Below are 24,223 nucleotides of genomic sequence, written 5' to 3'. Positions count from 1 at the left end.
GTCTACATCCACGATCTTACAGGGCGAGTGATGTAGACAGCGTGGAGCCTATTGTTGACGAATGTGTCCATGACGAAGTTCGAGGAGATGTATGCTTGGTTCCCGTCCACAACGAACTCGTACGTGTCGTCCCACTCAGCATAATCGCGGGTAAGGGTCTCGAACGCCTGCAGAGTCTGGGCAAAGGCGTAGGTGGCAGCCTCAACTCGTGAGTGAGTCCAGTCCTCCTCAAGTCGGGCGAAACGGGGCAGGACCACAAGCCGGGCCGTGGCCCATACCGCAATGGTCAGTGCCGCCATTGCGGAGAGACATATGATGAGAACCTTCTTCCGAAGCTTCATCCCCGGTGCGTAACCTCCCATCTTGGGAAGGTTTGGGGAACAGCACTCACACCCGCATGGTCTGGATGAACAGCTCAACGAGACTGGGATCGAACTGGGTACCCGCACACCACTCGTGGTGAGCCAGAATGGCCTCGGCAACCGGCGTCAGTTCGTAAGCTGACTGGGCAATCCTGCTGCCTATTTCGGGATGCTTCCGCATCACATCCCACTCGTCCGGCGTGAGGCGCCCAGGTTTCATCAGAACACTGTCCCGTATGCCTATCTTACCAATATCGTGAAGAACCGACAAGAGAGCCAGGTCATCCAGCTGGTTTGTGGAAAGATCCAGAGCCCTTCCTACCGCAACTGCCAAGGATTGCATGCGGGCCGCGTGTTCCTCAGTCTCGTGAGTCCGCTCGGCCAAAGTCTTCCGAAGCGGGAGGCCCATAGCGCTTCTCGCGCTCTTGCCCTCCATCAGCTTGTTGCGGTATATCCGCTCTTCAGCTTCACGCAACAGCACGTCGGTTCCGATTTCGAGAGAGTCACGCGTTGTGGTGCCCAGCGCAATGCTGGGTTGAACCGGATCCTCCTCAGCCCGGGCACATGCCTGGCGTACGCGGTTGCAGACATCCAGGGCCGCCCTGGCATCGGTCCTGGGGAGCACGATGACGAACTCATCCCCTCCGCACCTGGCGATGACATCCTCTTTGCGACAGGAACGTCGCAAAACCACCGCCATGTTCACGAGGAGTCTGTTCCCGGCTTCGTGGCCCAGGGTGTCGTTGACAAGCTTCAGGCCATTGACATCCCCCATGGTCAGGCTCAGAGGAAGTTGGGGTTCGACGTCGAATCGCCTGAGTTCCTCTTCCAGGTAATAGTGGTTGTACAGTCCCGTGAGGGCGTCGTGGAATCCGAGGTACCGGATCTCCTCTTCCGTCCGCTTTCGGTCGGTGATGTATCGAACAACAAGCAGGACAATGCCTCGGCCGTCAAGTACGCCGCGCGCAGGAAAAATCTCGGCGGGAAACACGGCCCCGTCCCTCCGCCTGTGTCGTAATTCCGCAATCGAGCCTTCCGGACCGCTCTCCACTCGGGCCAGATGCGCCGCAGCTTCGCCTGCGTCTGAGTCCAACAAATCCCAGACGCTCATGCGGAGGAATTCGTCTTGCCCGTGACCGTACACTCTCATCGCGGCCCTGTTTGCCTCAGTGATCTGACTTCCACCCATCTCCGGGTTCAGGAAAATGATAGCATCGCGGGAACACCTCGCAACCATGGTGTATCGGGAGAGCAAAGCACCCTCGGCCTCCTCTGTTGTAGAGGAGACGCGGACTTCCGCCGTCCGTTGATCCATCTTGTCCAGCCTCCCATCCGGGCGCGGACGCGAAACCCCGCAATGACGTTTCCGGCCAATGTCCTGTATGGAGTTAGGCCTGAGCGACACATTATCCTGAAGGAATGCAGACCCCTGACACGAATTGTCATTGGCGCGTCCGGGTTAGGGACAAGATCAAGGGGGTACGCGAATTGAAGAGAGGTATGTGGGACCTCACCGGCCCGCTCGCCCTGATCGGCGCCGGGGTGGTCTTGCTTCTGAACACGACGGGCAGGCTGCCCTGGTCTATCTGGGCAGATGCTTGGCGCTACTGGCCCGTCCTCCTTATTGTGTGGGGAGTGTTGATCTTCTTCGGCCGAGGCAGTCGCGCATTCGGCGCCCTGGTCGGCATCGCCTTCATCTTCTTCGGTGCGTTTGTGGTTGCGAACATCGCAAGCCAAGGCGCTGTCTGGCGGGAAGGCGGCTCGTGGTCGCCGGATCCCAGGCAAACCCGGGAGCTTCGGGTCGACTACGACGAACACCAGCCATCTGCGCTCAGCCTCGATGTCTCCTTTGAGGGATCGGATGTCGTACTCCGGACCGTTCCATCGGACCAAGGCCGCGTCCTCACCGCCCACGCCACTTACTACCCTCGATACGGTGAACCCGAGCTTCGGTCGTCTCGAGCGGGAACAGAACTCGAAGTCTCTTACAGCATGCGCAAATTCAGGCAATACACTAGTCTTTTCACCAACTTGAGCCCAGGGCTCATGGAGAGACACGTCGTCACTCTGGGACGGCCCGATCTCCCGACAAGCGCGAGGCTGGCGATTGGCTCCGGGAATCTGGACGCAGTGCTTGATCAAGTGGAAATCCAAATGGTCAGACTGACTGTGGGGAGCGGCGTGGGCACGCTCGCGTTTCCCACCCCGTTGTCCTCCCGACCAAGCGTGAACGCGGCTAGAGTTGACTTCGAGGTTGGATCAGGGAGAGTGAGCGTCTCGGGGCTTGGGAACATCGAGGTAGACCGAATGCGTGCACATGTCGGATCCGGCCGGGCCACTGTGGACCTTTGCGGTCCTGTCGTCGCCGGAACCGTTTACATGGATGTCGACGTCGGCTCCGGGGAATTGGCCGTGTTCGTGCCCAAGGAGATGGCTGTCTCCGCGGACGTCCGAACTGGATCCGGAACCCTCCGGGTAGATGAGCAAAGCTTCACCGGAAAGGATTCCGGCGGGCAGCCAAGTTATAGGTCGGAGGGGTACGAGGAAGCGTCAATCCGCCTTGACCTGCGCGGGCATGTCGGCACAGGATCCGTGAGTATTTGGCGGAGTAAGTGAGGCTCGGCCAGGCTCGCCGCCGGTGCGCGGCTATGCCGGCGGCTGTGGCGCCCCATTCTCCTCAGCGTGCACTCTATACCACACCAGTGCCTGAGTCTACCCGCGGTCTACGATGAGCGACGCCCCAAAGCCATGATGGAGACCACGTAGGGGGTCACAGTGAACAAGCGATCAATCTCCGTCTCGGCCTACGCCTTTGGCAGCTGTCCCGGCGCAGGCCATCCCGTGCCTTGCCTCTCGGGATCCCCTTATGGCGTCCCTCTCGATCTTGGCGCAATACAGAGCCCTGTCCGCCTGTGACAGAAGTCCCTCAGCATCCAAGGGGTCCGCCGGATATGTTGCCACGCCCACGGACATCGTCACACACGATCCGGCCGGGCATCCAGCAGCCAGCTCCTTCTTCACCCTCGCTACGAAATCCAGGGCGTCCTTGTGTTCGGTGTGCGGGAGGACTATCACGAACTCGTCCCCTCCGAACCGGGCCAAGGCGTCGGATCTCCGAACGATCTGCCGGAGATCGCGGGCGAGATCGCGGAGGAATCTGTCCCCTTTAAGATGCCCGAGAGTGTCGTTATGGGCCTTGAACCTGTCGAGATCGACAAGAGAGACCGATACCGAGTACCCGTGCCGCCTAGCCAGCGCCAGTTCGCGTTCGAGCGCAGGGTAGAGATAGTTACGGTTGTACACCTCAGTCAAAGGATCCATCATGGCAAGTTCGTTTGCGCGCCGGTACCTTCCCCTCGCGATCAACGCCTGAACCAAGATGAGCACGATGAGGCCAAAGTAAAGCGCTGAGTGCTCCTCTCTGTAGAGGGCGCAAAACCCGAGATGGTAGAGACTCACGATCAGGATGCCCCCGAAAAGGAAGGCCGTCAGAGCAAGGCCAGTCTCCCTGCGCCGAACCATGTCCCTCGCTGTTCCCAACGTCAGCCCCTGCCAAATGCCGCCCCTCCTGTGATAGTAGTTGGACACTGCGACGACTATCTCCACCTCGTCCCGCTTCGGTTCAAATTGCGCCACAAGGGGAAGATACTGCGGGACCATGGCGTCGCGGCTAGGGCCCACGACTCCGTTCGCGGCCACGAGAGCGCCGTCCACCCAGAGCTTGTAGGCTGTGGACGTGTAAGGGATCCTGATCGCAAGTGGACCTCTGATGTCCCCCGATACGTATGAGCAGCCGGAATGTGGCACGTCCTTCCCCGGGGAGGGGTCCCTTGTCAGTAGGATATCCGTTCCAAGGCCGAGGAAGATCCATCAGCATCGGAGCGGGCCGTGGGGAATTCGTCGCGAAATCGGTGGGCTCGAGTAGGCGGTCCCAGTAGAACTCCCACTCACCGTCCAGCCTCACGCTCCTGCCAGCCTCGATACTCCAAGCGCTCAGGTCCAGTACGCCCCCTACCACTCGGTTCGAGGCATGGCATCCCGGCTGAACCAAAAGCAAGAGGAACATAGTGGACAGCAGGAGAACGCCGCCGACAGATGATCTATACTTTCTGTGCTTCATGGAGGTTCCCCTCGTAGAGGCGGTTTGTGACGCGCGTCGGCCCCGTCGGGCTTCGGTCGATGATCCGGTTCATCCCCACACGCGTGGGGACAACGCGCACGGGACCGCGCCGCGAGGGTGCCATAATGGTACGTCGGGCATTCCTCGGCAAAATCCTGCATCCATCCGCCGCGTGGGCCCAAAAAGGAATCCCCTACGGCGCATGTCGAACACTGTGGGAAGGCTGCGTGGACGCCTTCGAAGCGAAGCGGTTCTTCATGGAGGAATGCGGCGTGATTGTTGAGAGAAAGGATCGGCTCTTGATGTTGGCGCTCGGGTGGGCGCTGGTAACTGGTCTCTCGGCGTCGGGGGCGGCAACTTCCAGCGCACCGCGTTCCGGGACGGAAACCTCCGGGGCAATTCATGTACTGACTGACGAGTATACCGAGAACATCGTTTTCGACGCTCCGTCTGACTTGCACGTAATAACCTCAAACGCGCCCATCGCCGTATCGGCTTGGGACGGCGGGGGCATACGCATGACTGTACGAAAGGCAGTCCGCGGGACGGATGAAGACGAGATGCGTGGGTACGCGACAAGAGTCCGAGTGCTCATGTCCAGGCCCGAAGGAAGGCTTGCGCTCTTTGTTTTCAGGCCGGTCAGGCCGGCAGCAGTTCAATCCGTTGAGGTGGGGCTCGACCTCGCTGTACCCCGCGACATGGTGACAGCCGTGGTGGCGAGAACCTCCGGCGCCCCAATCACTCTGCAGGGTCTCAACGCGAACATATCGGCTTTAACCTCAAACGGCGAGATCACCGTGGTGGACTGCGCGGGGGAGATAGAGGTGGCCACTTCCTTCGCTCCAGTGACGCTGCACCGGACCAGGTTCCTTGGTGGATCAGGTTTAGCCGCGACGAGCAATGCCCCAATCCACGCCGACGTGGCCTTCGCGGACGCGGGATCCTTCAGATTCATTACGTCCAACGCCCCGGTTGATCTCGAGATCTCCCCGGAGTCGCGGGCGCGCGTCGCGATACGCACGCGAGGGTCCGAAGCGGAGGCATGGGTGGAGGTGGCCCACGCTTTCAGGCCCCATGTGGTCTTTGCCATGCGGACCGCCGCCAACATCGTTCTCGAGGGTGGAGGCGCGAATGTGACGGTTCGCACATCGAATGCACTGATACGCATTGGACCCGCCAGTCCGTTCTAGTGGTCTCCGCCGCCCAAGGTTCTCGATAATATGCTCAAAGCGTGGTTGATCAGGCTTTTAGTCACGTCGCAGGCAGGGAGGGTCCTGCGTAGAGTGAACCAGATCGCGGAAGGAGGTGGTTCCCATATTGTGCCCCCTGCCAGTTCCCTGCCTGCCCATACCCCTCCCTGTTCCGGTGTGTAAGGGCAAGAAGCCTAGGCCTCCAGGACCGCCCGGGCCGCCGGGACCGCCCGGACCTCCTGGACCTCCGGGACCGCCTGGACCTCCGGGACCGCCTGGACCTCCGGGACCGCCTGGACCTCCGGGGCCGCCTGGACCTCCGGGGCCGCCGGCGCCAGTATGTCCCTGCGGAAACCTGGTTAGAAACGGATCCTTCGATGAATGGAACACGACTCCGCACGACTGGGACATTGTCCAGAATGTCGGGCAAGAGGACGGTAATGTCCATACCTTGGACTTCGCAGCTCAGTTGGGATTCCCGCCGAACGTCAACGATCCGGCAATGCTCGGTCAGACTATCCAAGGAGTAGGGGCGAACTGTTGCTATCGGTTTGAGTTCCACGCCACTGGGTCAAGCAATGAACCCTTCATCGCTCAGGTTCTCTTCGATGCTACAGTGGCGAGAGAGCTACGAATCCCAGCTCGGGTAGACCCGCAGTACAGCTACTTCAGCACCTATACGCCGTGCGTTCCTGAGGGCACTACCGTCGTTGTCCGGTTCATCAAGGCGGGACGCGGTTCATTCTTCGTTGATGATGTGGCTTTCGTCGCCGAGGGGCCATGTCCAGACGCCGGGCCTTAGGGCACCAGGTAGGCAGGCTTAGATGGTCGCTTGACGGCCCAGACGGGCCCTCAGCCCCCGCCGGGGGACGGTCCGTCCGGGCCGCCATCTCCACCCGCGAGCTACTGAAGCTCCACTATGAGCTCGACTTCTACAGGGCACCCACCGGGTACTTCAGCGATGCCTATGGCCGCCCTCGCGTGTTTCCCCGCCTCGCCCCAGATCTCCAGCAGGAGCTCGGATGCACCATTGATGACCTTGGGCTGGTCGACGAACCCCTCCGCCGAGGCGACGTAGCCTGTGACCTTGACTGCTCTCTTGACCCTATCGAGGGTGCCAAGGACGGCCTTGAGTTCCGCGAGGCAGTTGATCATTGCCAACCGCGCAGCGTCGTACCCCTGTTCGAGTGAGATCTCCCGTCCAAGCTTACCGGTGATGGTTGGCTTCCCATCTACAGTATTGGCCTGCCCGGATGCGAAAGCCAGGCTTCCGGTGACAACCGCGGGAACGTACGCTCCCACTGGTTTGGGGGCACTAGGGATCGTGATTCCAAGCTCGGAAAGCCTCTGCTCTACGGACATATTCTCACACTCCTTGGACTGTAATGGCGGATGTGGGGGACATGTGGATTGCCTGCCAGTCTATTATACCATCCAAATCACAAGCCCCGGCACTTCGTGAGAGGCCCCCCGGGACTCTCGCGGGTCAGGGGACCTCTCATCCTCACTATCTCACGGCGTCGCAGCTTCCTTGGCTATTGCGTCTCTCGCCGCCTTGAACTGACCCAGTATCATGCCGAGATCCTCAAGGAATGCGGGGTGTGCTGACCTGCCGACTGTGGCCTTGTATATGGCATCCTCCAGGCGCGCGATCGCGCGGTCGAGGTCTTCCAAGGAGGCAAGCTCCCGGACGGGCGGCTGCCACACTCCGTAGTAGCTCCAAGGCTCAGTCGCAGGCTCGGCAGCAGGCGGCGGAGCTGTCGTCTGCGCGGCGACAGGCTGCGGAGGCGGCTCCGGGCGAACCCACTGCGCTGGAGGCGGCGGCTGAGGCACCAATGGGAGGGGTGCCTAAGGCTGCACGACCAGGGGTTGGGCGGTCGGGCCCTGAGGTTCAGGCATCCGACCTATGCTCAGTTCCTCAGGTTCCACAAATCCTCAACCCGCCAGATCCACCTTCTGCACGCCGTCGGGGGCACGAAGGGAAAGTGCCGCCACCTTCATCCGGGGAGATCTGGGTGAGAGAGCCACAGCCACGCTGCGAGTTGCCCCGCGAGCCAAAGTCTGGTTGGACAGGCGGTCTTCGACTATCTCGAACTCACTCGAGTTCGCCCCGGTCATCTGCACCTGTCCCAGGGAGATCGGTGCCTGGCCCAGGTTTGTGATTCCGATGTGAGCAGCTGTTGATGTCTCACCCACTCTGACCGGGCTCAAGTCTCGTCGCATTGGACTAACCAATACGCCCTCCGCTCTATCCGTGGCGGCCAAGACGTATCCCCCGTGACCTGCCAACCTTTCCACACGAACGTAGTAGGTGCCGGGGCGCAGCTCGGCCCTTGTGACTGTGCGTGCGCGCGGGTCCGGCTGCCCGCCTTCGTCGCGGTGCAATTCGGTCGCGCCGTTTGTGTCGCACAGCCAGAGCCTGAACGAGAGCATGGCATCTGCAGCCACCTGAGCCGTAAGCCTCCCACCGCGGGAGGTTGACCTGATACCAGTCCACAGTATCAGTTTTCCCGCCTGAGTAGTAGCCCAGAAGTCCAGTTGTGGCGGAATTCAGGGGCAGAGGCTGTGCGGTCGCCGCTGAGTCGTCTGGCTCACGAGACTCAGCAAGAGGCTGCTGGATGTGCACAGGGGTTATCGTGTATCCGGCATGACCACTCAGCCGCTCGACCCGAACATAGTAGGTGCCGGGGTTTAGGTTGGGCCTGCTCACTTTGCGCGACGACACGTTGGATCCTTCGTGCCGGGTGAGTTCACTTGATTGATTCGTATCATACAGCCACAGCCTGTAGTTAAGAGTCGTGTCGGCGTCGCATACGACCTCTAGCTCCCCCGGGGCATCGGTGGTGACTTTGTGCCAATCGAGCGTGTCCTACTTCCGGTCGCAGTAGTATCCGAGCAACCCCGTGTCCCGGCCTCCCAAGGCCAAGTTCACTGCCGCGTCGGCTGTGTCGTTGAGCTCTGCATCTTCTTGGAAAGGATGCGGCCTTAGGGTGTTGCTGATCACGTAGGTCCCGTGTCCGGAGAGCCGTTCCACACGTACGTAGTATGTACCAGGGTTCAAGTCAGGTCGGGACACTGTGCGGGAGGCCGGCATGCCGCCCTCGTTCCGGGCAAGGTCAGTACCGCCGTTGACATCGAAGAGCCAGAGCCTGTACGACAGTGTCGGCTCAGCTTCCACGTTGACGGACAGCGTGCCCGGAAAAGTGCTTGTAAGTGAGTGCCAGTCGACCGTGTCCGTCCTCCCCCCGGAGTAGTATCCCAGATGGCCAGTGGTCTGGGAGTTCGGAGTCAGGTCCTGTGCAGTCTCTGCAGAGTCGTTGGGTTCACGGTCGGACGGCACTCCGGCCGGGTTCAACGTGGCGACGATGGTGTAGTTTCCCTGTCCGGAAAGACGTTCCACCCGGACGAAGTACGTGCCAGGATTGAGATTGGGGCGAGAAACCGTGCGGGAGGTAGGTGAACCACCCTCGTGTCTGGCAAGCTCAGTGGAGCCATCAGTGTCGTAGAACCAAAGCCTGAATCCCAGATCCCGATCGGCATCCACACGCGCTTGAATCTCCCCAGGCAGTGTGGAAGTAATGGAGTGCCATCAATGGGGCTCGAGGCATTGAGAGTGCCTCGGGCGCTCCCACCGATGGGGATTCTGACGGCTTGAGCGGGTTGAGCACATGCGGGCATCGGCCCGAAGCCCAGGACGCTGGCGGGAAACGCGACGCAAGTGAGTGCAGCCGGCAGTGCCCATAGCTTTGTCGGGCGATGGTAGATTTCTGTGTGAGCACTTCCTCGAGTCGACACGGTTTCAGGCAATACTCGACCCGCTGCGAGGTGCTTCAACGCGCAGGCATCGTCTCCTCTCGAACTGTTGTGTTTTCAGACTTGTCCTGACGCAGGAGTGTGAAAGGGCCATCGCCTTTCCGCGGGATTCAAGGAAACCGCTCAGCGATCCTGCCTGTCCCATCAGCAGCCCGGATTCTCATCACCCCAGCTGAGTGGCGGTCTCCCAGAGCCGACTGTGAGGAGAGCACGCCGCACCCGCTGATTCCGGTCCGCAAGGGCGAAGGCTACTGCCCACACCACCATATTCCGCATGTAGTGATCCCCGAAACCGTAACCGCCGTCCTCCGAGTTGACCACGTCCGGCTGGTCCCACGGGTTCATGACTCTGAGGGCCATGTTCTCCCATACCTGCCGCGTCAGGTGGAGTCCCTCGTCAACGAAGCCTTCGTAGATCGCCAGGGCAGCCAGGGCGTATGTTTCGCCCGGCCAGATGTTGGCAGAATGCGGGTTGCTCCTGTCCACACAGCCTCCCGGGAGTACGGAGTTTACCGCCCCGTACGGCGCTATCCCTCCGTTCAAGCGGATCATGGCGGAGACAGCGGAGTTCACGTGTTCTCGGGGCAGGATGTACCCTAGACCCAGAAGGTGTGCGTACCACTGTCCGTTGAGCTGCCCTACGGTGCACGTGTCCCCCTGTGCGCCCCCCGTCCCGGATCCACCCGCAACCGCCCGGTAGTATTCTCCGGTCCAGAGCTGTGCCTCGAAAGACCCAACCGCCCTCTCGAACGCGCTGTCGCATGCTCGGGCGAAGGTCGAGTCTCCCGCGGCGTCCGCCATCTTGCTCGTCGCCCGCAGGGCGGCCAGATAAATGCTGGACGTATATGAGTTGGCCCCTCTGAAGCTCCAGTTGTCGAAAGTCTGGTCTGGGCCCTCGTTGTCGGGCAATCCATCCCCGTTTCGATCGGTCGCCATCTCCCAGAGCAAGGCACGCTTGACTCTGGGGTAGAATTCCTCGATGAATCCGTCCCCGCCTATCCAGAGCCAATCCCTGTATGCCATGAGCGCGAACTTGGGACAGAGGTCTTTCCATCTCGGCGGTGCGGTCGTGCCGTCGCTCGGGTAGTCGAGCCGGGCGCGGCCCAGATCGTGAGGTATGTATCCGTCCTCGCGCTGCGCTCGGGCAATCTGCCCAAGGCAGTTGCGCTCCAGATCCGGATAACACCACGCAAGCGGGATCGATGCGTAGTACAGTACGTCCACGGTACTCATAAGCTGGCACGTGCGTGAAGCCTCGAAGAGAGCGAAGCGCCCTTGCCGGTCCCACCAGCTCCCCGAGGAGAGAACATAGAGGTTGTTCACGAGAGAGTCGTTGAGCCACTCCGGAAGCCCTGCAGGGGACAATGCGTTCCCCCAGGCCAGGGATCCCGCCCGCAACGTGTCCACATTGCGCAACACTTCACGCGCGACTTCCCGGGCGTCCTCGAAGTCGTGCTCGTAGATGTGACCTGCGTGGTGAGCGGGCATGTGCCAGGCAAGGACGAAAGGAACCATTCGCTCCTCACCCGGTTCCAGAATCATGCTGGCCACAACAGCTCCTGCCAGTTCCACGCCCTCCCCGGTGACCACCTCAGACCTTTCTGTGACGTGCGAGAGGCATCCCGTCTGCCGCCCGCCTTCCCACCCCAACAGACGGCCTGAGGAAAGCCACCCCGTCTCCAAAAACTTGCGCCAGCAGGCAAGATTCTCGTTTTCCAGCCTGAGGTCGAAGGGATCGGCAGTCTTCAGGTTCCACGCAAGCTCGTAACTGGTCACCGCCGCGGTCTTGGCGGTGGCCAGGCAGACGCTGCCCGCGGTGGTGTCAAAAGGCAGCGGGCGGTCCGTCCTGAACACGATGCCGGTCGCGTCTTGGTCATCCAGAAGTTCATTGAACCGGCCGACGTTCCACTCACCGACAGTGTTCCGGGCAGTGGCCATGATGGACACTTCAGATTGCTCGGCACCGTTCTTGATGTGGAACAAGAATATCGCGGCGGGCATTCGGGAGCTGGTTGAATCGCCTGGGATAATGGGTGAGAACGCTTCAAGACGTATCTCGACCGGAAGCTCACGGTCCCGGTAGTGCAGGCGGGCAAACGGGTAGGAGCCTTCGTAATCGATGCCCTCCACGCATGGTATGTCGGCCACCTGCGCCGTCTGCAGGAGTCTTGCCACGACACGGCCGTCCCTACCTGAAGTGCGCACACGTGCGCCGAAGTGGTATCCTACTCGTGCGTCGACGCCGTTCAGTTCCCCGGGGGCATTCATTGGCTTTGCCCAGTTGTTCTGGTGTGTGAAGTGAGTGATGCAGCCGTTCGGGAGAATCTCGATCTTACCCGCGCCGATCCCTCCTAGTGGGACTCCGGACTTGAGCTCATCCGTCGACGAATATCGTGGCATAGGTTCTCCCCCTGACTTCCCCGGCATCGCCGCCCGGGCGTGCTTGTGCAACAGACAAGGAGGGTGGACGTCCCGGGACCCGAGCGCCAAGCGCCTCGGGCCGCCGGCCCAGAACGCCAGTCCTCCCATGGGTTCGTCACACGATTGTCCCATCAGCCTGCCTCTGCGGCGTCAGAGGCAGGATTCGACACATCCCACTACCTCTCCATCTTGAGCGCGGCGTTTACTCTTTCAGCCGCAGTGTTCAGATGCCTCTGGATCCCGTCCGGTCCCAGCTTGCCTTCGACGTAGTCTGTGAGGATCTCTTTGAACTCGCCGGTTATGGCGTTCTCGATCGTACCCCACACTCCCAGTTGCGGATAAGGTGTTGCGTACTCCAGCGCTGCCTTGAAGGTCTTGTAGACACCCTGGCTGAAGTAGGGATCTGCAAAAGCAGCGACAGTGGACGGGACGAAGTGAGTGAGGTCCTTGGTGTAGGGCACCAAGTTGTCTTTTCTGATGAGGAACTTCACCCAGGCTATCGCGTCCGCCTGCTTCTTGCTGTTCGCCAGGATCGCGAGGTTGCTTCCACCTGAGAACGCGGCGCGTCCTTTCGGGCCGGCTGGGGGCTCAACGACGTCGTAGTTCAACGTCGGGTTGTCGTGTTCGATGTTTGCGATGTTCCAGGGCCCCAGGAACGCCATGGACACGTTCCCGTTGATGAAGGCCGCATCCGCGTCGGGTTGGGTGTACTCTGCACACGCCTTGGATGCGAGGCCGGTGCGTACCAGATCTACGTACCAGTTCATTGCCCGGACACCCTCAGGCCCGGCGAATGTCGCAGTCTTCAGGTCTGGGCTCAGGAGGTCGCCGCCGAAGGCCCAGAGAACTATGGCCCAGTTGTGCAGGAGATCCCATGCCTGGTTCCCTGCAATTGCGATGGCCGTTCCCGCCCCGCGCGCCCGGACCAGGGCCTGACCGACAGTTACGAGTTCGTCGTAAGTCTTCGGGGGCTGCACCCCGGCCTGAGCGAAGTGGTCCCGGTTGTAGAACAGACACCGTGTCTCCGCAAACCATGGCACCCCGTAGCAGGTCTTCTTGTAGATGGTGGATTTGTAGTTGGCGGGCATGAACGCCGCTTCCCCGCCAAACTCGCTGATGTTGATCTTGGCAAGGCCACCCATGGCTGCAAGCTGCGGATTCCACGTGGTCCCGACCTGCATCACGTCAGCGCCTTCTCCCGAGGTGACCGCTGTCGCCAGTCTGTTCCAAGCGTCCCCCCATCCGACAATCTCGTACCTGACAGTGATTCCGGTCTCTTTCCTGAACTCCTCTACCTTGGCATCGAGCCAGGCGGTATGGGTATCCGACGGGGCATTAGGCATCACCCAGAACGTGATCTCCCGCGCAGCGCCGAATGTCATCGATGTCATATGTGCCAACAGTAAAATGCACACCGCGAGCACGCCAAGATATCGCTTCATCCTTTTGACGCCTCCTTCTGGTTGCCCCCGAGCAGGTGGGGGCTTCCGACACTTGGGTCTCTACACGATGCTGAACGCAGCCCGGCAACGGCCTGATACGGGGTGCCTGTTCCACCTCCTTGTCAAGTCAGTGTGAAACCGACCCAGACGTCCTCTCAGAGACGGCCAGCTCAGCGGCGTCAGCTAGCCTTTCGTGGCCCCCGACACGAGGCCTTCCACAATGTACCGCTGCATGACGGTGAACATGATCAGAACTGGGATGCTGATGATTATGCACGCCGCCATCATCCCGCCCCAGTTCGCGCCGGTCGCGGTTACGTAGTCCATGATCCCCACCGCAACCGTCCTGGTCTGCCGGCCGGTGAGGACCGATGCAAATAGCACTTCATTCCATCCCATGATGAATGAGTAAATAGCCACCGCAGCAATGCCCGGTGTTGCGAGAGGCAGTACGATTTGCCACAGGGCGCGAAACCTCGTGCATCCGTCAATCATCGCCTGCTCATCTATTTCGAGCGGGATTCCGTTCAGGTAGCTCCTGAGCATCACGATGGAGAATGGAAGCGCGAACGATGTATAGGTGAAGATCATGCCCCAATAGGTGTCGCGAAGGGGGAACCCGGTTCTGCGTGAGATTAGGGTGAAGATCAAGTAGTAAGGGATCAGGAACAGGATACCGGGAAGCATCTGAGTCGCCAGCACGGACACTGTGTACACATCCCGTCCACGGAACGGGAACCGGGAGAGGGCGTAGGCCGCCAGGAGAGACAGGGCAGTCGCCACAACCATTGTGCCGGTGCTTATGACCATCGAGTGAGCAAAATAGGTGAGCATCGGAACTGATCTGTTGACGTTGCGGTAATTCTCTAGCGTGGGACGCCTGGGAATCCAGGAAGGTCTCATGCCCGGAACCATCACATCTGATGATTGCAGCTCCAAAGTTTGCTTCAACGAGCCGGATACCATCCACGCGTAGGGCATCAGCACTACCAAAGCCACAAACAGCACCGCGAGATAGAGAAGGACGCGGCCGGCTGCCTTTCTGGACGAGTTTCTCCGCACCGGTCATACCTCCTCCGAGCCTGCAGTTCCCTTTAGAACTCGCAGGTAAATCACAGTTATCACAAGCAGGATCATCATCAGGATGATGGAGAGCGCGGACCCAATCCCGTAGTTGAAGTTAGAGAATGCTTCACGTAGGATCAGGGTTGAGGGCACCTCGGCCGCCACTCCAGGATCCTTGCCAAGCATTATGAAGAACTGGTTGAACGCGTTGAAATTCCAAAGGATGGACATGAGGATGAGCGTGACGGAGACAGGCCTCAAGAAGGGAAGTGTTATGCACCAGAATTGCTGCCACGAGGATGCCCCATCTACCCTGCACGCTTCGTAGAGCTCCTGGGGAATCTTCTGCAGGGCCGCCAGAAGCACGAGAGCCGCGAACGGCCATCCCTTCCACACGCTCGCAACGACAACGGCCCACAGTGCTGACTTCCCGATAAGCCAGACCGTGGGTTCCGCTACCAACCCGGACTGCACGAGGTACCTGTTCAGAATGCCGATTCTCGACTGGAAGATGAACCGCCAGACGTTGTAGGCGACGGAATCTGGAGTTATGTAGGGCAGAAGGATCAACCCACGCATGAGGGTGCGTCCCCGGAATTCCTGGTTGAGAAGGAGCGCCACCGCGAGGCCTATCACGTACCCAGCGGTGATGGTGACGACGGAGTACACCACTATGTTCACCAGACTCCTGAAGGCGCGGGCCCCGATCGCAGTGGAGCCGTCAAACCCCGCCACGAAGTTCCTGATGCCCACAAAAGGAGCGCTGGTCCAGTTGGCCATGGTGAACAGGTTCACATCGTGGACGCTTATGTAGAATCCCCAGAGCATCGGTATGTAGTGGACCAACAGCATGGCAAGGACAGCAGGAAGGATCATTATGTAAGCCGTGCGATGCCGTCCGAGACCCGCTCCGAGCCTCCGGTTCATCCCACGAAAGCCCCCTTCCTCGATCTGACTGACTCCCTGACCACAAGTTCGCCTCTGAGCATCCTGCCGGGTGTCTCACGTCCTGTCTGGATGTAATCGACTATCATCATACCCGCCCGGTACCCCTGTTCCGCCAGGGGAGTCCTGATCGACGTCAGCCCTGGCCACATCGCGCGTGTAGTCGGGAAGTCGTCCCCGGCTATGACATCGATGTCTCGCCCCGGCTCTAACCCCAGTTCACGCAGGGCCCGCAGAACTCCCCACGTCATCGGGTCACTCATGCAAAGGATGCCGTCGACTGGTGGTCTCTTCTCCAGCAGCCTCCTGGCCTGCTCATACCCTGATTCTATCGAGTAGTCACCCTCGAGTATCAATGAATCGTCCACTGGGACCCGGGCTTCCTCGTGTGCCTTCCGGTATCCCTCCTCCGCGCTGGCCTTGGCCGGGTACAGGAAGCTCAACGGTTCGCGGATCATACCTATCCGCCGGTTCCCCTGATCCAACATGTGCCTGGTTGCGAGATGGCCCACGTATGGCGAATCCATCTCGACGAAGTTGTTCTTCTGCCCAGCGTAGCAGAGGCCAAGCGACACGTACCTGATCTTCAGCCTGTCGAACTCCCGCACGACATTGTCTACTCCCGCCATGGCGTAGATAATGACGCCGTCCACCGTGCGATTCTTCGTCAGCCGGTTGAGCTCCATCAGAACGAGTTCCGGAGTCTTGGGGACTGCTAGAACCATGTCGTACCCGCGCTCCGCGAGGGCCTGGTGGGCCCCGTTCGCCTGTTCCCACATGCCTTGGTCCCTGAAGACGAAGTCGCTGCCATAGGGGATCACTAGCCCGACCGACTTCCGGCTCCTCTGCCTCAGACCCTTCGCGGCAGAGTCCGGGTGGAAATCCAGTTCGGCGATGGCGGCCGCTACTCGCTGCCTGGTGTCGGGAGCGACAAGCGGAGAGTTGTTGATCACCCTCGACACCGTCTTGGCAGATACCCCGGCCCGGGCCGCAACATCGTAAATGGTAGTTGGCATGTGCCAGTCCTCCTAAGTGATCCGCAGGAGCGAAGGGTTTCGCTGGTTCCTCAGGCCCGGCATATCCTCCGAGCCTTATGACATCGATGTCATGCGCGGGTACGGATACGTTCGACGCCGGATCGGGAATTCCTTCTTCCGTGGCGAAGGAATGTCGTCCAATGGCTCCCTTGGGGAGCCAGGTGAAATCGCAGGCACGCGACGAGTCCCGCGCGTGCTGTCACAAGTGGGTGATTATGTGGTATAAGGAAGTGGGGAGAAGTGCCGCGGTTTTCGCACCTATCCCGTGCGCGCCAGAAACTAGCTGTGAGGAGATGATCTCTATGCCGGTAATCCATTTCAACGGGCCGCTCATGCCCAAGGAGCGGAAGGCGGCTCTGGTCCTCGGGTTGACCAGGGCTGCGAGAGAGGTTCTTCCAGACATCCCTGAGCAGGCATTCACCGTAATCATTCACGAGAACAACCCTGACAACGTCGGAGTCGGCGGCCAGCTTCTGTCTGACAGGCCGAAACCCACATCGAACACCCGGTAGAGACGCGGCCCTCCTTGGTCAGAGACCTGCCTCCGCATGTTATCGATCTACTATGAGGTTGACATCGACTCATAGATCTCCAGAATATGCTCGGAAGTTCATGGTTTTTTGGGGTGAGTGTTCTGGAGGGAACTGAGCTGAAGCGCCGAACAGTGTGCTCATCGCATCACATCAGCTCAGCAAAGGAGGCAGTAGGATAACATGATGAGGTTCTCCGCAGTGGTTCTTCTGGTCGTCCTTTTGGCTGCTCTTTCGGGCACGGAACCGGTCGTACTGGCGAGCAGTACGACCCTTCCGTTCATGTCGCGTCCAGCGATCCCGGGCGCAGCCGCTGTTCAGGTGTTCCCGGTTGACTATCCGGAGACACACCCGCTTGAGCCGGGCAAGTTCGACAATCAGCACTATGCGAAGTACGCTGAAATGGTGTCGCTCATCGGGTCATGGAAGGAACATCACCCCGACCTCGTGGACATCCACTCAATAGGCAAGAGCTATGAGGGGCGCGACATCTACGTAATCACCCTAACCAACAAAGCCACCGGACCAGCAGAGCACAAACCCGCCATGTTCCTCGGAGCCAACCATCACGCTGGAGAGGTAGTGACGCGCGTCGCGGCGCTTGACTTCGCATGGCAGCTGCTGGATGGCTACGGCAAGGACCCTGAGATAACCGCGATACTGGACACCAGGGCCGTCTACATATGCCCCAACGAGAACCCCGACGGCTCAGAGCTCTATCTCAACACCGCACAGACTCTCCGTTCCACCACAAGGCCTTACGACGAAGACGGCGATGGAATCGCGGACGAAGACCCCGGCGAGGACTTAGATGGTGACGGGCTCATAACGCAGATGCGGCAGTTTGTAGGGCCAGGTAAAGGGAACTACGTGAAAGACCCGAATGACCCATCCGGCCGGCTCATGAAGTCCGTGGGAGCCGGGAAAGGTGACTATCTTGTCTTTCCTGAAGGGATAGACAATGACCGGGATGGCAAGATCAATGAAGACGGCATCGGGGGACTCGACCTCAACCGCAACTACCCAGAGAACTGGAGGCCATCGGCTGAAGCAACGGGCATGGGCTGGACTCAGCGTGGGTCCGGAGAGTACCCGTTGTCAGAACCGGAGATCCGTGCACTAGTCCTGTTCCGGTTGACGCACCCGAACATTTCCATTACGCAATCTATTGACACCTCCATCCCCATGATTCTCCGCGCGCCTTCCACCATGACCAGTGAGGAGGGAATGGACCCTATCGATCTGGTCTACTTCAAGTACGTCGATGAGCAAGGTCTTAAACTGACTGGCTATCCGTGGGCAGGGGATGTGTATCGCGACTACAATGCCCGCTCGAACAGGCCTGACGCGCCCTGTTTCGGGGACTCCGATGACTACGATTGGTGGCAATTCGGGGCCCTCGCCTACTGCAACGAGCTGTGGGGCAACCACATGTATATCCAGGACTACAACAACGATGGGCAGAAGAACGATCTCGACGCCTTGTGGATGAACGACAACATTGAGGAGATCAAGGGCAAGATCTTCAGCGGCTGGACTCCCTACGTCCACCCAGACCTCGGTGAGGTCGAGATAGGCGGCTTCAACCCGAAGTTCTGGCGGCAGAACGCTCCCGCGGGAAGCCTGCTCCGTCAGGCGGTGGAGAGAGAGACTAGGTTCAACATGTTCCTCGCGAAGTCGCTGCCGCTTCTGGTGTCAAAAGGAGTGACTGTCACGAAGAACCCCGACGGCACGTCGACGGTGACCATGACCATTGCGAACGAAGGATTCCTGCCGGACGCGTTCAAACAGGCATGGCTCGTGAAGATCGTGAAGAAGGGAATCGCCGAGATCGAACTCGGCGCGGGGCTGTCCCTAGCCCCCGGATCGCCCGCCCAGAGTCAGGAGATCGGGTTCTTCGGCGGAGCCCTTCACCCCGAAGAGGACCGGTCCAAACAGGTATCGTGGACGCTAATTGGGTCAGGAACCGCTGACATCACTATCCGCTCCGCCAGGGGAGGCACCGTGACGGTGTCCGTGAACCTAGACTGACCCGCACCAGCTCAACGACAAAGGCGGAGACCGCTGCAGACGCCGGCGGCCTCCGTCCTTCTGCTCCGAGCCGTAATCAGATACTGCTGGCCCCGAGGCAAGTGTTCATCTGGGTTTCCCGCTGAATGATCGGGTCATGGATCGATAGGTGGTCCAACAGGATCAGGAACGTCAGGATCCAACACAACCTTCACGCTCTTCAGCTGGCAGGTCTCGCAGGTGAACGGACCCACTTGGATCTGGCCGCTGATAGATGCACCACCCGGGCCAATGCTGCTATTGATGCACGATAGCGTCGGCACTGTACACCCGCCAGATGTCACCTTGACTTCCGACGTGGGACCTAGTACCCCTTGGACGGTGATGGTGTCGGACAGAAGGATAACGTTGTTGTTGTGAAGCTGGACTGTGAAGAAGATGGACGCGTTGAACTGCACCTCCAGCGTTCCAGCAACATCAACTACTTGTATAGTCCCTGGGAATATTGCTGCGGCACAGGAGATCAGATTGGTTATCGTCAGCCCCGTGGGTGCCGGGATTGTAATCACGTTCGATGTTGACGTAAGGAAGCTCTTTGTCACATTGACCTGGACGGAGCAGAGTCGCACCGCCTGGCTCGAAACCCCGACGAAGTTCTGTATCATCTGATCTGGTCCAGGGTTCAGGTTCAGGTCACCCACTGCATGTTTCCCCCCTCACCAGTGTCCTAGTCTCAAGCTGTCGACAGCTGTGTCATCATACGCTCCAATGCCGTATGGAAGTGCTATGACAAGAGCCACTGGTGTCCACTCTACTATGGTACGGATGACACGGTCGGATCGTCGCGCTAGGCGCCTCATGTATCCTTGCTTCGTGTTGACACGGGATTCGTCCGGTGTGAGAGTATTCTTGGTAGGTGTCGTTTCTGTGGTGCCTATCGTCAGTAATCAATGGTCGAAGTCACGGCAACCGTAGCCAACACCCGCCCCGGAGGAGTAGTCAGATTCGATGCTCCTTCGGCCACGAAAGTAGGTAGTCTGTCACATGGCTGACTCACTCGGGAGTGAAGCTACTGACAATCCCCAACCAGCGAGGAACCTAGCCACCCCCTGTGATGGCTTTTCGACTGCCCGCCCGCCTGGTGCCCTGTTCGTGAATCCGTCATTCTACGTCGAGGCCTCTAGCAATCAACACTCCCTCCTCCCTGGCCTTGTCGCCGCTCAGATCACAGGTCGTAGACTCCAGCAGGCGTTCCCGGATCAGGCCAGCAATCTCGAACGCACCCTTTGCGAATCACGACGTTCTGGCACTCCGCGCAGGATGGCCGGCCTTCGCTGCAATGTCGGCCAGGACGTTACTTACTGTGATGTCACTATCATACCGGTGTACGGCCAGAATCAGGCTTTTGGCGGATGGTTGCTCGTCGGCCACGATGTCACAAAACAGGTCCTCGATCACGGAGAACCCGAACAGCCTGCAGACGGGCCTCTGGACTGGAGGTGCGCCACAGGAGCCATCCTGGAGCAGGTACCCGTGGGGGTCGCGGTGATCAGAGAATCGCACGACAATGGCGGGTACCAATATGAGTTCACCAACTCCCTATTCATCAGGGCAGTTCGACCGTATCAGTCAAACCTTTCGGCCCCGCTGGATCCACCGCACTCACCGCCCGAGAGACCTGTGGGACAGATCCTTGAACTGGTCGAGGAGGCTTTCGGAACCGGTAGTAGGATCAGCGTATGCGACTATCGACTGCCCCATGGGTCGAGCGCGCCGAGAGAGTACTGGGATCTTGACTGTATTCCATTGCGTGGTGTCGGCGGGCCCATCGAGAGATGTGTGGTGCTGGCTCACAGCGTCACTGAGGAGGTTCTGGCACGAAGAAGAAGAGAGATGCACAGGGCAATGCTGGCGGAGATCAGTGCGGGGTCCGAGCCTGAGAAGATCATGGAAATCGCGTCCATGAGGTTTCCCCACGCGGTTGGGTGCAGTGGTTGCTGTTTCGTCGTTTCTGATCCAGACAACAGGCATGTCCGGTTCACACCCGCTCCACGCAGCCCCCTCCCGTCCACTGCGACAGCAGACATAGAGGCGTGGCCAAATCTCAGAGCCGTCTTGACGTCGGGTAAGCCCGCGTTCATCGTCGCATCCCAGGCAATGGGTTCCGAGGGCGCGTGGCTCGACAGTATGGGCGCTCAAAGCTATCTGGCTGTTCCGATACTCGTCGACGGAACATGTGTGGGCATTATGGTAGTCGCCTTCCCTGACAGCGACTCCATTCCTCCCCCCGAGGACGTGGAATTCGCCACAGTAGTCGCCACGCAATGCGCTCTTGCGATCAGTCTGAACAAAGCCTTCCGCGCGCGTGACCGGCTTCTCTGCCTGGAGCGGCAGGCCAGGGCCGAAGCCCAGGAACAGGCAGGACGGATGAGCGCCCTGCTTGAGAACCTGAATGAGGGAGTCACCGTGATAGACGCAACAGGGCGGATCATCTTGCATAACCGGGCAGCTCGCGAAATGGCCGGCGAAGGTTCACGGCCTATCCGCACACTTGAAGACCTGCAATTCCAGCGACTCCTGCGCTCAGACGGAAGCATCGTCCCCATGGAGCAGTGGCCGGCGGCCAGGCTCCTGAGGGGAGAGCATGTGTCCGATGAGGAGTACATCGTTGAGCGTGATGGCGTGCCTGCCCGTAACATAGTGTACAGTGGCGGGTACGTCACCGACACGGATGGGAATGTGGTATCCGCAATCGTCACTTTCAGGAACGTAACTGAACTGCGCCACTTGGAGAGGACCAAGGAGGACTACCTCAGAATGCTTTCACATGACCTGCGCACACCTCTGACCCTAATCATGGCCCATGCTCAAATGATAGAGAGGCGGGCGAATCAACCCGAGGGTGTCCTGACGAGTGCCCGGGCGATCGCGCGGTTCGTCCAGCAGACGGTCACCATGCTTTCGGACATGTTGGAGTCCGCTCACATGGATTCCGGAACCCTCGTGCTGAACAAACAGAAGGTCGACCTTCACCTGTTCTTGACTGAGATCCTGGAGCGCATGAAGGTACTCATAGGGGCGGAGAGAGTGAAGGTCGAACTTGGCCAGAACTTGCCCGAAGTAATGGCTGACCCCAATCGCCTCGAACGGATCATCATGAATCTCCTGTCCAATGCCATCAAGTACGCTGGGCCGGAGGCCGGAGTGACCATATCCTGCTCTGTCCGCGGCAGTGAGGTCGTGGTGTCGATCGCAGACCGCGGGGCCGGCATCGATGCAGACGAACTCCCTCACGTGTTCGACAGATGCTTCCGTGGGCGCTCGGCCGGCGGCCAGGCTGAAGGCCTTGGCCTTGGTCTGTACATAGTGAAAGGCCTCGTCGAGGCGCATGGTGGGAAGGTGTGGGCGGAGAGCGAACGCGGGAAGGGAAGCACCTTCTCGTTCTCGCTGCCGGTCGCGTAGGCCGTCCCGGCTGACGGAGACCGTCAAGGCCGCTCGATCAGGCGTTATGGCCGTGGAGAATCCGAAACCGCTATTGAACTCGCCAGTTCAATCAGTTCCCGGCGTGGACACACTCCTTGAGCCTTGGTCTTCTTGATCTGCTCGACAATGAGCTCAGGCTGCCGGTAGTGGTCGAACAGAAGCCGTACAAGGGTGTACAACTTGACCTCTCCGCTGTCCTCCCGGTAGTGATCGTTGAAGTAGTCAACAGCGCTCTCGAACCCTCCCAACTGTCCAAACCAATGAACGACCAGCTCGGTTAGGTCGTTGAGTTTGCGCTCGGTACCATACCGATCGCTCCAATCTCGCGCCTGCTGGCGTTCTTTCATGATCTGATGGCTTAGCTCCTCAGCAGCGGCTATCGCAAGGTACTTCAAATCAGGAATTGGCAAGAACTCCAGAACTACAAGCATGAGGTCGGTGCTGACGATAGTCCTATCCAACCCGCCATTGACTGCCAACGCGACCGCTTCTCGCACAAACTGTCTCTTGTCCAAACACTGGTTTTTCAGCGCAAGCACTTAGCGGAAGAACTCAGTCTGCGGAATTCCAACTGACTTGAATGGTTCGCAGGTGTTGAACAATGCCATCCTACAGGCGCAGCACAGCAGCTCGTACAGCTGCCCGGCTAGTTGGGCCGCAGGCTCACGCTACTCCGGCTGGGCAGAGAGTTTCAGCAAGCTGCCATATAGGCGCTTCACTATGAACCTCCACTTTGGCCTCTGCTGTTTTTGAATCACCCTGTTCGGCGCAAGGTAGTATTGATGGTTGGCATCATCTGTAAACGTCCTTATCTCGCTGGCCACATCATCGAAATCTAGGTCAGAACCCTCCTTCGATGCCCGGAGGCGCCGGACCGCTTCCGCGTCCGGGTTCCGCGCTATTGCGTCGATGTTCTTCTCATCTCCAACGGACTTTGGTATTGCCTTGTACAACTCAGTAACCAACAATGCAAGCTGCTCCAAGGAGTAGTCTCGTATGACATTTCTCAGCTCATTGATTTTCATGGTCTCAGAGATTGCACCCCCAACACCGTCGTCCGATTACCCATCGGCAACCAGACGCACTCGAACATTTGCCCGAGAAGCTCGCGCAGCCTGGCCGCGCCCGTGGCGTTGTGGCCATGGAGAATCTGAAACCGCATCCGCGCCCCAGGCGCGTACCTCTGTGCGACGTGTTCCGCAAGTTCTGCGATAGCCGTAGGGAGTGCACGAACCTGCCGCTGCGACAGGATTTCCCGTCCAAGGTTAGGGTGAGAGGCACGCGGGCGTCCTCAGTACCTGATGCCCCCTCCGAATCCCACATCCCCCGCTCCGGATGTGCCTGCTAAGAGTGAGGTGCCGGCGGCAACGCCAAAGGTCCCTCCTTCGCCGAGACCCGCGTGTCCCGCGAACCTAGAATCCATAACGCCCCGGAAGTCGGTCACTTCTCCGCCAGGACCGAAAGTCAGCTCCGCTGCCCATTTCGTGCTCCCGCCGGCATCGAAGCCATATTCGACATTGCCGCCGGAGTCGATGACGCCTGCGGTAGCCCCCAGGCTCCCCCCAACCCCAAACCGTATACTCGTGATCATGCCCTGCTTGAAGTCCCAGGTGCTCCCAGCGACCAAACCGGCCCCGACGTCCAAAGACACCGTGCTGCAATCCAAGGTCAAGGAGGCTGGGCCAAGGCTGAACACGATCTTCTTGCCTGCAAGCGGGCATTCGGGTCGGTCACCCTCAGGGATGTCCTCGGAGCCGGCCATTCCAGTCAGACTCTGTGGATCGCAGAAGGGGTGGGAGACGGAT

The 24,223-nt window shown here is 59.6% G+C and carries 22 protein-coding genes; 6 read left to right on the top strand and 16 right to left on the bottom strand.

Going from position 1 to position 24,223, the window contains the following annotated elements:
- Positions 1-2: 2 nt before the first annotated feature.
- Entirely contained in the window at positions 3-341 is a 339-nt protein-coding gene (locus NUW23_08295) for a hypothetical protein (protein ID MCR4426169.1), read from the bottom strand.
- A gap of 46 nt (positions 342-387) precedes the next feature.
- Positions 388-1,677, bottom strand: a complete 1,290-nt coding sequence (locus NUW23_08290) for a diguanylate cyclase (protein ID MCR4426168.1) — start codon at positions 1,675-1,677, stop codon at positions 388-390.
- Positions 1,678-1,850: 173 nt separating this feature from the next.
- Between NUW23_08290 and NUW23_08285 the strand changes: the two genes are divergently transcribed.
- A complete protein-coding gene (locus tag NUW23_08285; protein MCR4426167.1) occupies positions 1,851-2,978 on the top strand; it encodes a cell wall-active antibiotics response protein in 1,128 nt (375 codons plus the stop codon).
- A gap of 171 nt (positions 2,979-3,149) precedes the next feature.
- Here NUW23_08285 and NUW23_08280 read toward each other — a convergent pair whose 3' ends face one another.
- Positions 3,150-4,169 carry a GGDEF domain-containing protein gene (locus NUW23_08280; protein ID MCR4426166.1) on the bottom strand — a complete coding sequence of 340 codons (1,020 nt, stop codon included), beginning with the start codon at positions 4,167-4,169 and terminating at the stop codon, positions 3,150-3,152.
- A 438-nt stretch (positions 4,170-4,607) separates the two neighbouring features.
- Between NUW23_08280 and NUW23_08275 the strand changes: the two genes are divergently transcribed.
- Together NUW23_08275 and NUW23_08270 are read left to right on the top strand one after the other, a co-directional pair.
- On the top strand, positions 4,608-5,672 hold the full coding sequence (locus NUW23_08275) for a hypothetical protein (GenBank protein ID MCR4426165.1): 1,065 nt from the start codon (positions 4,608-4,610) through the stop codon (positions 5,670-5,672).
- A 451-nt stretch (positions 5,673-6,123) separates the two neighbouring features.
- A complete protein-coding gene (locus tag NUW23_08270) occupies positions 6,124-6,474 on the top strand; it encodes a hypothetical protein (protein MCR4426164.1) in 351 nt (116 codons plus the stop codon).
- 101 nt (positions 6,475-6,575) lie between these two features.
- On the opposite strand, the gene NUW23_08265 is transcribed toward NUW23_08270, so the two are convergent.
- The 9 genes from NUW23_08265 to NUW23_08225 all read right to left on the bottom strand — a co-directional run bounded on the left by NUW23_08265 (position 6,576) and on the right by NUW23_08225 (position 16,374).
- Complete coding sequence (locus tag NUW23_08265) at positions 6,576-7,034, bottom strand: RidA family protein (protein ID MCR4426163.1); 459 nt, start codon at positions 7,032-7,034, stop codon at positions 6,576-6,578.
- 150 nt (positions 7,035-7,184) lie between these two features.
- Complete coding sequence (locus tag NUW23_08260) at positions 7,185-7,346, bottom strand: hypothetical protein (GenBank protein MCR4426162.1); 162 nt, start codon at positions 7,344-7,346, stop codon at positions 7,185-7,187.
- Between the two features lie 261 nt (positions 7,347-7,607).
- A complete protein-coding gene (locus NUW23_08255; protein MCR4426161.1) occupies positions 7,608-8,120 on the bottom strand; it encodes a hypothetical protein in 513 nt (170 codons plus the stop codon).
- A 421-nt stretch (positions 8,121-8,541) separates the two neighbouring features.
- Positions 8,542-9,216, bottom strand: coding sequence for a hypothetical protein (locus NUW23_08250; GenBank protein ID MCR4426160.1), 675 nt, complete (start codon positions 9,214-9,216; stop codon positions 8,542-8,544).
- 413 nt (positions 9,217-9,629) lie between these two features.
- Positions 9,630-11,885, bottom strand: coding sequence for a GH116 family glycosyl hydrolase (locus NUW23_08245; GenBank protein ID MCR4426159.1), 2,256 nt, complete (start codon positions 11,883-11,885; stop codon positions 9,630-9,632).
- A gap of 197 nt (positions 11,886-12,082) precedes the next feature.
- The gene (locus NUW23_08240) at positions 12,083-13,348 is read right to left on the bottom strand and encodes an extracellular solute-binding protein (GenBank protein MCR4426158.1); all 1,266 of its coding nucleotides are present in this window, start codon (positions 13,346-13,348) and stop codon (positions 12,083-12,085) included.
- A 183-nt stretch (positions 13,349-13,531) separates the two neighbouring features.
- Entirely contained in the window at positions 13,532-14,410 is an 879-nt protein-coding gene (locus NUW23_08235; protein MCR4426157.1) for a carbohydrate ABC transporter permease, read from the bottom strand.
- A gap of 3 nt (positions 14,411-14,413) precedes the next feature.
- Positions 14,414-15,340 carry a sugar ABC transporter permease gene (locus tag NUW23_08230; GenBank protein ID MCR4426156.1) on the bottom strand — a complete coding sequence of 309 codons (927 nt, stop codon included), beginning with the start codon at positions 15,338-15,340 and terminating at the stop codon, positions 14,414-14,416.
- The gene (locus NUW23_08225) at positions 15,337-16,374 is read right to left on the bottom strand and encodes a LacI family transcriptional regulator (protein ID MCR4426155.1); all 1,038 of its coding nucleotides are present in this window, start codon (positions 16,372-16,374) and stop codon (positions 15,337-15,339) included. The genes NUW23_08230 and NUW23_08225 overlap by 4 nt, the downstream gene beginning before the upstream one ends.
- A 323-nt stretch (positions 16,375-16,697) precedes the next feature.
- On the opposite strand from NUW23_08225, the gene NUW23_08220 reads away from it, so the two are divergent.
- Both NUW23_08220 and NUW23_08215 read left to right on the top strand, forming a co-directional pair.
- On the top strand, positions 16,698-16,907 hold the full coding sequence (locus NUW23_08220; protein MCR4426154.1) for a 4-oxalocrotonate tautomerase family protein: 210 nt from the start codon (positions 16,698-16,700) through the stop codon (positions 16,905-16,907).
- A gap of 201 nt (positions 16,908-17,108) precedes the next feature.
- Positions 17,109-18,956: a M14 family metallopeptidase gene (locus tag NUW23_08215; protein ID MCR4426153.1), complete on the top strand. Its 1,848-nt coding sequence runs from the start codon at positions 17,109-17,111 to the stop codon at positions 18,954-18,956.
- A 134-nt stretch (positions 18,957-19,090) separates the two neighbouring features.
- On the opposite strand, the gene NUW23_08210 is transcribed toward NUW23_08215, so the two are convergent.
- Positions 19,091-19,636: a hypothetical protein gene (locus NUW23_08210; GenBank protein MCR4426152.1), complete on the bottom strand. Its 546-nt coding sequence runs from the start codon at positions 19,634-19,636 to the stop codon at positions 19,091-19,093.
- A gap of 619 nt (positions 19,637-20,255) precedes the next feature.
- Here NUW23_08210 and NUW23_08205 point away from each other — a divergent pair.
- Positions 20,256-22,397, top strand: a complete 2,142-nt coding sequence (locus NUW23_08205) for an ATP-binding protein (protein MCR4426151.1) — start codon at positions 20,256-20,258, stop codon at positions 22,395-22,397.
- Between the two features lie 44 nt (positions 22,398-22,441).
- On the opposite strand, the gene NUW23_08200 is transcribed toward NUW23_08205, so the two are convergent.
- The 3 genes from NUW23_08200 to NUW23_08190 form a co-directional block, all read right to left on the bottom strand.
- A complete protein-coding gene (locus tag NUW23_08200; protein MCR4426150.1) occupies positions 22,442-22,915 on the bottom strand; it encodes a hypothetical protein in 474 nt (157 codons plus the stop codon).
- Positions 22,916-23,086: 171 nt separating this feature from the next.
- On the bottom strand, positions 23,087-23,443 hold the full coding sequence (locus NUW23_08195; GenBank protein ID MCR4426149.1) for a hypothetical protein: 357 nt from the start codon (positions 23,441-23,443) through the stop codon (positions 23,087-23,089).
- A gap of 266 nt (positions 23,444-23,709) precedes the next feature.
- On the bottom strand, positions 23,710-24,223 hold a 514-nt coding region (locus tag NUW23_08190; protein ID MCR4426148.1), incomplete at its 5' end, for a hypothetical protein.

Source organism: Bacillota bacterium, from assembly GCA_024655925.1.
Taxonomy (GTDB): Bacteria; Bacillota; DTU025; order DTU025; family JANLFS01; genus JANLFS01.
The sequence above is the reverse complement of the archived record's forward strand: the minus strand, read 5'-3'. Positions and strand labels throughout refer to the sequence as shown.